This window comes from Paenibacillus sp. NRS-1781 (genome assembly GCF_050467745.1).
Classification (GTDB): domain Bacteria; phylum Bacillota; class Bacilli; order Paenibacillales; family Paenibacillaceae; genus Paenibacillus; species Paenibacillus terrae_A.
Window position 1 is genome coordinate 179776 of the sequence record NZ_JBITPI010000016.1, and the last position, 9878, is coordinate 189653.

Annotated in this window: 8 protein-coding genes and 1 pseudogene; all 9 read right to left on the bottom strand. The window is 49.6% G+C overall.

The annotated features are described in order from the left end of the window. Positions 1–12: 12 nt before the first annotated feature. The 9 genes and pseudogenes from ACIFO6_RS06845 to ACIFO6_RS06885 all read right to left on the bottom strand — a co-directional run bounded on the left by ACIFO6_RS06845 (position 13) and on the right by ACIFO6_RS06885 (position 9517). Positions 13–516, bottom strand: coding sequence for a metallophosphoesterase family protein (locus tag ACIFO6_RS06845; protein WP_430039317.1), 504 nt, complete (start codon positions 514–516; stop codon positions 13–15). Between the two features lie 23 nt (positions 517–539). Then, the gene (locus tag ACIFO6_RS06850) at positions 540–974 is read right to left on the bottom strand and encodes an Rrf2 family transcriptional regulator (RefSeq protein ID WP_430039319.1); all 435 of its coding nucleotides are present in this window, start codon (positions 972–974) and stop codon (positions 540–542) included. Between the two features lie 99 nt (positions 975–1073). Beyond that, complete coding sequence (locus ACIFO6_RS06855) at positions 1074–1451, bottom strand: DivIVA domain-containing protein (protein WP_430039321.1); 378 nt, start codon at positions 1449–1451, stop codon at positions 1074–1076. A gap of 242 nt (positions 1452–1693) precedes the next feature. Then, positions 1694–2698 (bottom strand): Gfo/Idh/MocA family protein, encoded by a 1005-nt coding sequence (locus tag ACIFO6_RS06860; protein ID WP_430039323.1) that lies wholly within the window; start codon positions 2696–2698, stop codon positions 1694–1696. Between the two features lie 19 nt (positions 2699–2717). Then, positions 2718–3080, bottom strand: coding sequence for a helix-turn-helix transcriptional regulator (locus tag ACIFO6_RS06865; RefSeq protein WP_430039325.1), 363 nt, complete (start codon positions 3078–3080; stop codon positions 2718–2720). A gap of 249 nt (positions 3081–3329) precedes the next feature. Beyond that, the gene (locus ACIFO6_RS06870; RefSeq protein WP_430039327.1) at positions 3330–3968 is read right to left on the bottom strand and encodes a CatB-related O-acetyltransferase; all 639 of its coding nucleotides are present in this window, start codon (positions 3966–3968) and stop codon (positions 3330–3332) included. 166 nt (positions 3969–4134) lie between these two features. After that, positions 4135–5307, bottom strand: a complete 1173-nt coding sequence (locus ACIFO6_RS06875) for an acyltransferase (RefSeq protein ID WP_430039329.1) — start codon at positions 5305–5307, stop codon at positions 4135–4137. Positions 5308–5441: 134 nt separating this feature from the next. Next, entirely contained in the window at positions 5442–7976 is a 2535-nt protein-coding gene (gene hrpB / locus ACIFO6_RS06880) for an ATP-dependent helicase HrpB (RefSeq protein ID WP_430039331.1), read from the bottom strand. 419 nt (positions 7977–8395) lie between these two features. Next, positions 8396–9517 (bottom strand): annotated as a pseudogene (locus ACIFO6_RS06885) (IS3 family transposase). Between the last annotated feature and the right edge of the window lie 361 nt (positions 9518–9878).

The following is a 9878-nucleotide window of genomic DNA, read 5'->3' on the forward strand; positions in this document are numbered from 1 at the left end:
ACGGTTGTTGGTTTATTCATGCCTATCTGGATAAAGAACAAGCTGTGCATCCATCTGCCCGGCTTCAATCGTCAGCACGATAAATGAATATTCGTCCTCGCTGCGCTTGTCTGTCGGAGATCCGGGATTGAGGACGAGCAAGCCGTCCAACTTTTTGACAACCGGAATATGCGAATGTCCGTAAATCAGGCAATCCAGCATTTCTCCCTTAAACGTATTCAGTGCGATATTCTCTGTCGAGCCGCGCCAGCCGTGACCGTGGACCATACCGATCCGTTTACCCTCGACTTCAACGATTCTTTGATAGCCCAGACGCTCTATGATGTCTACTCCATCATTATTTCCTGCAATCCCTTGCACAGGTGCAAATTCGGATAGCCTTTCATATATGAACCAATCCGTCCAGTCTCCGGCATGGAGAATGAGATCGCTGCCCTTGAGCTCCTGTACCAGCCGACCAGGAAGCGCTTTGCCTCGGTGCGGCATATGAGTATCTGAAAGTACGATGATTTTCATAGCAATTCTCCTTACCAGCGTCTTTACACGGATGGGCTCTGCTGCTCGACCCGCTGCTGAAGCGCCTGCTCCAGATCCCGCAGCGTAACCGTCTCGAAAAACGCCTGTATTTTCTGCTCTGCTACGGTATATAATCCGTCCAGCAAAGCGTCGATGTTCTTGCCTACCTCACAATTGTGATTGCTGTCACTATGGATAGTGAACAGTGGACCGTCGTCTTTGGTCGCTTCATATATCATTTTAAGATTAATATTTGAACTGGACATGCTCAGACGAAAGCCCCGTGCTCCTGGTGAGGAATCAACCAGACCAGCTTGCTTAAGTCGGCTCATGATTCTTCTAACAACGACCGGATTCGTATTGATACTGGAAGCGACAAGTGTCGAAGTCATCCGCTCCGGCGCTCCTTCAGCCAGAAGAAGCAGACAATGGATACTAACGGAAAAATGGGTACTCATGTTAACCACCTTTATATGTGTGCCTCATTAATGTTTGTGTACATATGGATAGTTCCATCATACCACAATGAGAGGCACCGACACAGCGCTTACTGCTCCTTACTCCGGAAAATAGTCATTTTCAGGGCGTACTCGCACCTTTAGCTGGCGGACGCTATACTCCAGTTGCTTAACGATGTCCTCCAGCTGGCGTCGGTCAAGCGCGTTATAATCGGCGACAGGCTTGGGTGTGTTTTTCAAATCTCGTATCGTTGCCTGCTGCTCCTGCCACTTGTCCATCAAATCGGCTATGTTCGCATAGAAGCGTTCATAATCCTTTATCACTTCATCCAGAAAGGCGTCCACCTCATCAGGATCATAGCCGCGCATTTTATTTTTAAACTGTTTTTCATGGATAGAGAGCGCGTCCAGCTGAATCCCCAGTTGCTTAAACAACTGCTTTTGCTTATCCAGACGACGCTTCATATGTTCATCCATCGGTTATTCCCTCCTTAACACACTATTCTTTTTATATCACATTCTGCATCGGGAATAAAAGTCTCTGCTGATTGCTCAGTCCTGTGAGCGGGTATAAAAGAGCATACGCATTACGATGAACATATGTAATTTGTTGAACACTTTACGCTTACCTATAGCCTATGTATTCGTTGATCTAAAAAAGCAGCCTGTCCCTGTGACAGGCTGCTTTTTTATGCTTTCTGAGGACTCGTCTATCCGGCTTATCCGATCTCTACCCGTTTTCGGCTGCGGGCCGACTCGATACAAGCGTCGATCACCTTCATATTGCTTACCGCATCTTCGGGTTCATACGGCAACGGAACACCGTCAAGCACCGCTTTGGCAAAAGCATCCGCTTGCAGCTCAAAGGAATTGTAGCCTTTAAGTCTTTCCTCACGTGTAACCGAACCGACATGGACGAAAATTTGCGGGACGACAGATGATCTTTCCCAGCCGAACATTTTAGGCATCGCAATCGTCCCTTTGCTACCCAGAACCTCCATATTGGAACGGTTCGCTGCCCACATGCCACAATCAAAGGTAAGGTTCACCCCGCCCGGAAACTCCAGCAGGCCGGATGCCATCATATCGACATTGTCATGCTCTGGTGAAAATAAAGCATGTACTGTCACCGCTTCCGGCTCCCGGTCCAAGTACATACGGGCCGCCGAAATCGGATATACGCCCGCATCGTACAACGATCCACCGCCCATGCTTTTATTGAAGCGCACATTATCTGCCTGATCGGCATTGTTAAACGTAAATGTGCAATGCATGCCGCGAATGTCGCCGATTTCCCCGCTATTGATGATTTCCTTAATTCTTCGATGCTTCGGATGATAGCGATACATAAAAGCTTCTGCAAAAATGACTCCTGCACTTTTACAGGCTTCAATCATGAAGCTTGTCCCAACTGAGCTAAGAGAGGATGGTTTTTCGCACAAAACGTGCTTCCCCGCTTCCGCGGCTCGGATCGTCCACTCTTCATGCAGATGGTTCGGCAACGGGATGTACACCGCCCCGATTTCGGGATCAGCCAACAATTCCTCGTAGCTTCCATAGCTTTTCGGAATATCGAACTCCTGGGCGGCCTCAGCGGCTTTATCCGCATTGCGACTAGCAATCCCAAGTACTTCTCCGCGCTCGGATTGCTGAATCGCCGGAATTACAGCAATTTTGGCAATCTCCGCAGTGCCCAAAATTCCCCATTTCAGCTTTCTACCCATCATTCTCATCCTTTCGTGGTCAGGAATAGTTGTCTTGTTCCGCTTTGTGCAGCATACCTAAGCAACGGTCCAAATCGGTTTTGACCTGCTTCTTGTACAGTCGCGCTTTCTCATCCCCATCATCTGTAAAATGATAGAGTACAATTTCCTGAAAATCTACGCGGGGATCTGTCCCTTTTAGCCGTTTGGTACGGTAAAAGACACCCTCCTGCACCAGCTCGTGCAGCGCCCGATAGACCTCACTCTGAGGCGGAACATATCCAAATCCACTAAACTCATCCTTCATCGATTCGAGCATCTGATATCCATAACCGCGATGCTTCTCCACCATTGTGATCAGATAAATTTTGATAAAAGCCCGCTGGGATATCATAAACGCCATTTCACGGCCTCCTCCTCACACCATTCTTTTATATCTTGCCTTCCATTATAAACCACTCAGCGCCTATTCACTAATGATAGGGGGATTTTCAATCTCTCGCTTGTGACCTGTTTGAAGTTGGTGGGAGATATTAAGTGAAGCGTTGTGAGATAGTTGGCGAAGTAGCGGTCGATGATTTTGTCTTTTTTCTATTATGAATTTTTCATATATTGAAATAACATAATGAAGACTAAAAAATAGAGCTACAGATTATGAAGACATCGTTAATTTCCTTAAGGCATCTGTATCGTTACTTGTCAAAACAGGAATACATTCTGTTATTTTTTGGATATCCCAGTTCCACCATTCTAGTGTTTTGAGCAGTTCAATCGTTTCCTCATCAAACCGATAACGAATTAATTTTGCCGGATTTCCTCCTACAATAGAATAAGGCAAGACATCTTTAGTCACCACGGCATTGGATGCGATGATCGCTCCATCTCCTATATGAACTCCAGGCATAATGGTAGCATTGTAGCCTATCCAAACATCGTTCCCAACCACGGTATCCCCTTTGAAACCTCCACTTAAATTGGGTAAGCCAACCTCCCACTCTCCACCAAACGCTCCAAAAGGAAAAGTGGTAAATGCATTTGTATTGTGATTTGCACCATTCATAATAAATTTGGCCCGGGTTGCAATTGCGCAAAACTTACCGATTTTTAATTTATCCCCTATAAAATCAAAATGGTAAAGGACGTTTTTTTCAAAATCCAGCGGATTATGCTGGTCGTCATAATAAGTATAATCCCCAATTTCGATATGTGGATTAACCACTACATTTTTCAAAAAACACAGACTTCTAATATTTTTCATCGGGAAAACGCTTCCTGGATCTGGACCACTCATGCAGCAACACCCCTATCATGATATAGATTCACCTTCAATGAAAAGGCACGTCCAAGTCTAACAGTATGTACACCATTAAACAAATGGAGAAAACAAAAGTATCCCACGGCCTTGTTACAGGGGCTTCGGGATACTTTTTGTGAAAATATGTGATCGGGATTACAAATCAGGCTTGCTTTTGCAAGGCTGGTGGACCTGCGGCCGGGCGGGGACGAACTCGAAGCCCCACAATCCATTTTCCCAGAGGCAGACGTGCCAACAGCCACGTGCCCGCAACGGAAAAGACCATACAAAGGACGAACGAAGCCAGCGTGCGAAGAATCAGGCTCCAGTTTGCAAACAACGCCTCGTCAAAAGAGTACGTGACACGCAGCATAAAGGCGTGCATCAGATACGCTCCATAGGACAACGTCCCGATGGTAGTCAGCAACCTCCCGGCACGTCCGCCCTTATGAGCGATCCACGTCGCCGCACGGTAAGCCACAAAAATAGACGTGACACAATATACAGCCATGACTGGACGCAGCAGAGACAAATAGTTAAAGGAAAGAACCGTGCCTCTCGGCGTCTGAAACAGACCGATCATCTCATACAGCAAGTAGCCGGTAATTACAATAAACAACGGCCAGTATACGATTTGGGCCTTGGTTACCCAAGCATTCCAGCGCCGGACATTCATCCCGGCTGCCGCGCCTAGTACAAAATAAAAGAAAAAGTAAACCACATTACGGTCAGCATAGATGGTGAACCAGGAAGTAACCACCGGAAGCTGGAGCCCATCCATCCATCGGTACATCGGCCCCACCGCGAGCATGAGCATGATGTACAGCACACCGACTCCAGCCAATGCAGCAGGTCGCCATGTGGACGGTAATAACGCTGACAAACGGCGGACTGCATATCGAAACATCGGAAATAACACATAACACTGGATAATCATCACGATATACCACAGATGATAGCTGCTTTTCCCATTCAAAAGCTTCTGAAAAAAATCTAGCGGGTGAAGCTGCCCTTCACTTTGAACAAGCTGATTTCCCAATTCGTATACAAGTGACCATATGATATAAGGCACGATGATGTCCATGAACCTTTTACGTAAAAACGTTCCATACTTTAAAGCTCCATCATAATTGTAAAATAACACCATCCCGGTGATAAACACAAACACGGGAACTGCAAATTTAGAACACAGCAGTAAAAGTGTCATTAAAACTCCATCCTGGATGCGCGCGCCCTGCGCAACCGCATAATGTGCGACGGAATGCTGAAGAACAACGGCGGCAAACGCCAGCCCTCTCAGCAAAGCGACCTCGGAAATTCTCTCTTTTTGACTCATGTCACTCTCCTGTTATGTCTAGAAATATATAAGTCTATTATAACGACAATTCTGTAAAAATACATAGAAGGATAAACGTGCCAATGCGTGCAAGCAAAAGCAGCAGCCTTCCCTTTCGGGGAGACTGCTGCTGTCTAACGCTTGGGCTTTGCTCTGTTGGTCGCCACGGCTTCCAGTGGGTCATCTGGCCAATAATGCTTGGGATATCTGCCCTTTAGATCCTTTTTGACCTCAAAATAAGCCTCGCTCCAGAAGCTGGACAAGTCCGAAGTCACTTGTACAGGTCGCTGCGCAGGTGACAGCAGATGCAGCACAATCGGCACGCGTCCGCGCCCAATACGCGGTGTATCCCGCATACCGAACAGCTCTTGCAGCCGTACTGCCAGCGCAGGCGCCTCGGGATTCGAATAATCCACAGGAATACGGGAACCGCTGGGCACACGGATATGCGTCGGCGCTTCCTGCTCAAGCTGCTGCCGCTGTTCCCAATTCAGCCTGCCCAGCAGCAAGGCAGCACCGTCCAGCCGTTGCAGATCGGATACATTTTTGGCTCCAAGGGCAAAGGGCAGCAGCCATGAGTCCAGTGAATCCAGTAATGCTGGCTCGGTGCTGTCTGGCCAATCCTCGGGCGATGAGAAATGCATAAAAATCAAACGCGCCTGTAACTGAAGGGTTTGCCGATTCCAGGACAGCAGCTTTAGACCCCGTTCACGCACGCCCTGCATCAAGGCGGCAGCGATTTCCTCTGTCGGAGGACGCTCATAGGAGGTTTCCTTTAAAACGAGTGCGCCGAGCTGTAATACCTTACGGGCTCTTACTGCTGACGCTGAGCTATCCCAGTATACGTTCGCTTTCTCCAGCAGTAATTCACTGCAATGCTCGATCAGCGCTTGCAGTTCAATCGGGGCTGCCAGCTGAATGGCACCGTCTGCCCCCTCGTCGTCCACTTCGGCGGCGACGAGATAGGACGAACGCGACATCCACTCCACCTGTCGGAGTCGCGCACCCCGGCCGCCGCTCAGCAAAAAGCGGCCATCCCCCCGGCCCTGCGCGATCCGGTCCGGATACGCAAAGGCCAGCAGCAGCCCGCAGGCCCGGGAGCCGTCAGGCTCGTCCTGCCCTGCGGCTGCTTTCGGCAGCGTAGCAAGTAGCTGCCGACTTTCCTGCACGATACGGCGAATCACCGTATCGTCTGCCGCCTGCACCAGGCTGTGCGTGCTGCGGGCGTGAGCCGCCTCGCGCAGGGCGTCCAGCCGCGAGCGCAAATCCGTTCCGCCATGAGCGCGGAACGGGTCCCGCTCTTGCAGCAGCGCAGCGAGGCGGCTGGCGGTCGGCGCCAGGCCGAGGGCGGCCGCGCGCAGCAGCATATGCCCGAGGCGTGGATGCGCGCCCAGAGCGGACACCTCGCGCCCGTGCGCGGTAATGCCGCCTGCCGTGCCATCGGCTGCGGCATCTAGGCAGCCGAGCTGGCGCAGCAGGCCCGTGGCCTGGCGGTACGCCGCCTCAGGCGGGGCATCCAGCCAGCCCAGCTCGGCTGGCTCACGGACCCCCCAGGCGGCCAGCTCCAGCGCGAGCGGGGCCAGCTCCGCCGCCGCGATTTCCGGGCGGCTGGCATCGGGGAGCGCGGCGTGCTCCTGCGCGCTCCACAGCCGGTAGCATACGCCCGGCTGAAGGCGGCCCGCCCGGCCGCGCCGCTGATCGGCGGAGGCTTTGGACACCTTGACGGTGGTCAAACGGCTCATGCCGGTTCGCGCGGAGAACACGGATTCCCGCGACAGCCCGCTGTCTATTACGACCGTAATTCCGGCTATCGTCAAGCTGGACTCGGCAATCGAGGTTGCCAATACGACTTTTCGGCTGCCCGAAGCCGACGGGCGTATCGCTTCATCCTGCTGCTCCAGCTTCATACTGCCGTACAGCGGAATCACCTTGACATGTGCAGGAAGATTCCTTGAAGCCAGCTCACGTTCCGTTCTATGAATTTCTCTGGCTCCCGGGAGAAATACCAGCAGATCGCCTTCATGAGCATGAAGCGCCTTGTCTACCGTCTCTGCCGTAAAGGATTCTAACGTAGTCGATGAAGGCTTGGATATATGAAGCGTCTCTACCGGAAATACCGTGCCCGGACATTCCAGCAATGGAGCATCCCCCAATAGACGGCATACAGGCTCGGCCTCCAGTGTGGCAGACATGATCAATATTTTTAAATCAGGCCGCAATAGCGCCTGACTTTGCAGGGCAAGCGCCAAGCCCAAATCCGCATGCAGGCTACGCTCATGGAACTCATCAAAAATGATCAGGCCGATTCCCTCCAACGCCTGATCATTTTGCAGCATCCGGGTTAGCACGCCCTCGGTAACCACTTCAATCCTGGTGTGGGGACCTACTTTTGTATCCATGCGAACCCGGTAGCCCACCGTCTGCCCCGTTTGTTCTCCCAGCACTTTGGCCATTTGCGCCGCTGCTGCACGTGCTGCCAAACGCCTTGGCTCCAGCATCAATATTTTTTGATTTGCCAGCCATGGCTCGTGCAGCAATTCAAGTGGCGTAACCGTCGTTTTGCCTGCCCCCGGCTGTGCAATCAATACGGCAGCCGAATGGGATTGCAGCGCATGTTTAAGCTCGGGAATGATTTGAATGATAGGCAGTTGTTTATCTGTATCTGTCAATGAAATCTCTCCAATGATACGCGGATGCGTAGAATCTAAGTGTTGTTTCTAGATAAGCAACGAATTTGCTTCATTATTGTGAATTTTTCACTACCTGTAATTATTATGGTTTGAATGACGAAGCGATTTTTCAGTCAGCTTGCGACGAATGCGCTGTTGCTCTCCCGACTCACGACAAGCGTGGAGCAAATCGCGTAGCTGGACGCACTCCTCTGTATAAACATATGTACAACCATATTGGATCATAAAAAAGGGTCTTTCGTCACTGTAGCATAAATCTCCAGAAGATGTCCTGCATTCATGGGAAAAAGGGAAAGAGGGGAGGGATTACTCTTCTATTCCAAGCAATTGGGATACTTGTGTTCTATGTTTCTTGGCCCTACGTGTTCCGTGGATGAGATTGGATTATCAACAGTAAATCAGACAACTTTTTTAAGGGCTTCTTGGTGATACTGAACAGGCGTCATATAGTCTAAGGTTTCTGAATGCGATGCTTGTTGAACCCGTTGACGTAATCGTATAGTTCGAGTTCCAAGTGACGAAGGCTCTGGAAGTTCATCTGGTTCACAAACTCTGTTTTCATGATCTTGTAGGTGGCTTCAGCCACGGCATTGTCGTACGGACAGCCTTTCATGCTTAGCGATCAACCGATTTCAAACGTCTCCAGAAGCTCGTCCATCTTTTGATTTTTGAACTCGCTGCCACGGTCGGTATGAAGCCATTGAATCTGATGTAGATCACCCTTAACGGTCGCGAAGGCACGGGTAATCAGAGCAGCGTCCTTGTTCGGGTCTGCACTATGAGCAATGATTTCTTGATTAAACAGATCCACCAGCACACAAATGTAATGCCATCGCTTCTGGATTTTCACATACGTCAAATCACTGACGACGAAGCGTTTAGCTTCCGTTTGCTCAAACTCCCGCTTCTCAAAACATTCGCCGTCGTTGCTTCGTTACATGCCGTTTTATGGGGCTTATATTGTGCCACCGTGTAGGTGGAAACGAGCCCTTGCTCTTTCATGATGCGGCCCATGCGACGTCTGGAGACGATCAACCCACGCTCATGGAGCTTCACTTTGATCTTGCGTGTGCCGTAGGCTTTTCGATTCTTGTGAAAGATATCCACAATAGCTTCAGTGACATCATCTTCAGTGGCTCGTTCTTGGGCGTCATAATAAAATGTACTTCTTGCGATTTGCAGGACGTCGCACATGGCTGATACCAAGTATTTATCCTGATTATTCTGGATGATAGCTACTTTCGTCCCATGATCAGCGCGGCTTGCTTTAAAATATCCACCTCCATTTTCAGACGCTGGTTCTCTTTTTGCAAAGCGATCAGCTCATTTTCTTCTGATGAGCGATTGTCCTTCTCTTTGAAGGAACCCGTCGTCTGAGCTTGTTTGATCCAGCGGTCTAGAGCTGAGGCTGTGAGGCCATATTCCTCCACAAGGGCTGCTCTGGATTTCCCATTTTCATAGAGTCCCACCATTTGTTTTTTGAATTCTGCTGTAAAGGTACGTCGTTGTTGTTTTGGCATTGTAGAGATTCGCTCCTTAACATGATAGGTTTATTCTACAAGCCCTTATTTTTTCTGTCCAACTTAGTGTAGCCGATCCACCACACACTCATATAGAGTGCGACCCCCATGTATCCGCTGCGCTGTAACCCATCCGGTCAATTTCAATCCACGCACTCATATAGAGTGCGACTCGAGGGAGTTAGTTACCCACTATCATAAATAGGAGATTTCAATCCACGCACTCATATAGAGTGCGACGATTGATAAATCTAGTAATACCAATGAAGAAAAAATTTCAATCCACGCACTCATATAGAGTGCGACTTATCATAATAACATAATCGTTAAAACTTTAAAAAGGATTTCAATCCACGCACTC

Bases quoted from the DNA above. Each gene is read 5' to 3' on its own strand.
- ACIFO6_RS06845 (WP_430039317.1), bottom strand. From the start codon at position 516: ATGAAAATCATCGTACTTTCAGATACTCATATGCCGCACCGAGGCAAA.
- ACIFO6_RS06850 (WP_430039319.1), bottom strand. From the start codon at position 974: ATGAGTACCCATTTTTCCGTTAGTATCCATTGTCTGCTTCTTCTGGCT.
- ACIFO6_RS06855 (WP_430039321.1), bottom strand. From the start codon at position 1,451: ATGGATGAACATATGAAGCGTCGTCTGGATAAGCAAAAGCAGTTGTTT.
- ACIFO6_RS06860 (WP_430039323.1), bottom strand. From the start codon at position 2,698: ATGGGTAGAAAGCTGAAATGGGGAATTTTGGGCACTGCGGAGATTGCC.
- ACIFO6_RS06865 (WP_430039325.1), bottom strand. From the start codon at position 3,080: ATGGCGTTTATGATATCCCAGCGGGCTTTTATCAAAATTTATCTGATC.
- ACIFO6_RS06870 (WP_430039327.1), bottom strand. From the start codon at position 3,968: ATGAGTGGTCCAGATCCAGGAAGCGTTTTCCCGATGAAAAATATTAGA.
- ACIFO6_RS06875 (WP_430039329.1), bottom strand. From the start codon at position 5,307: ATGAGTCAAAAAGAGAGAATTTCCGAGGTCGCTTTGCTGAGAGGGCTG.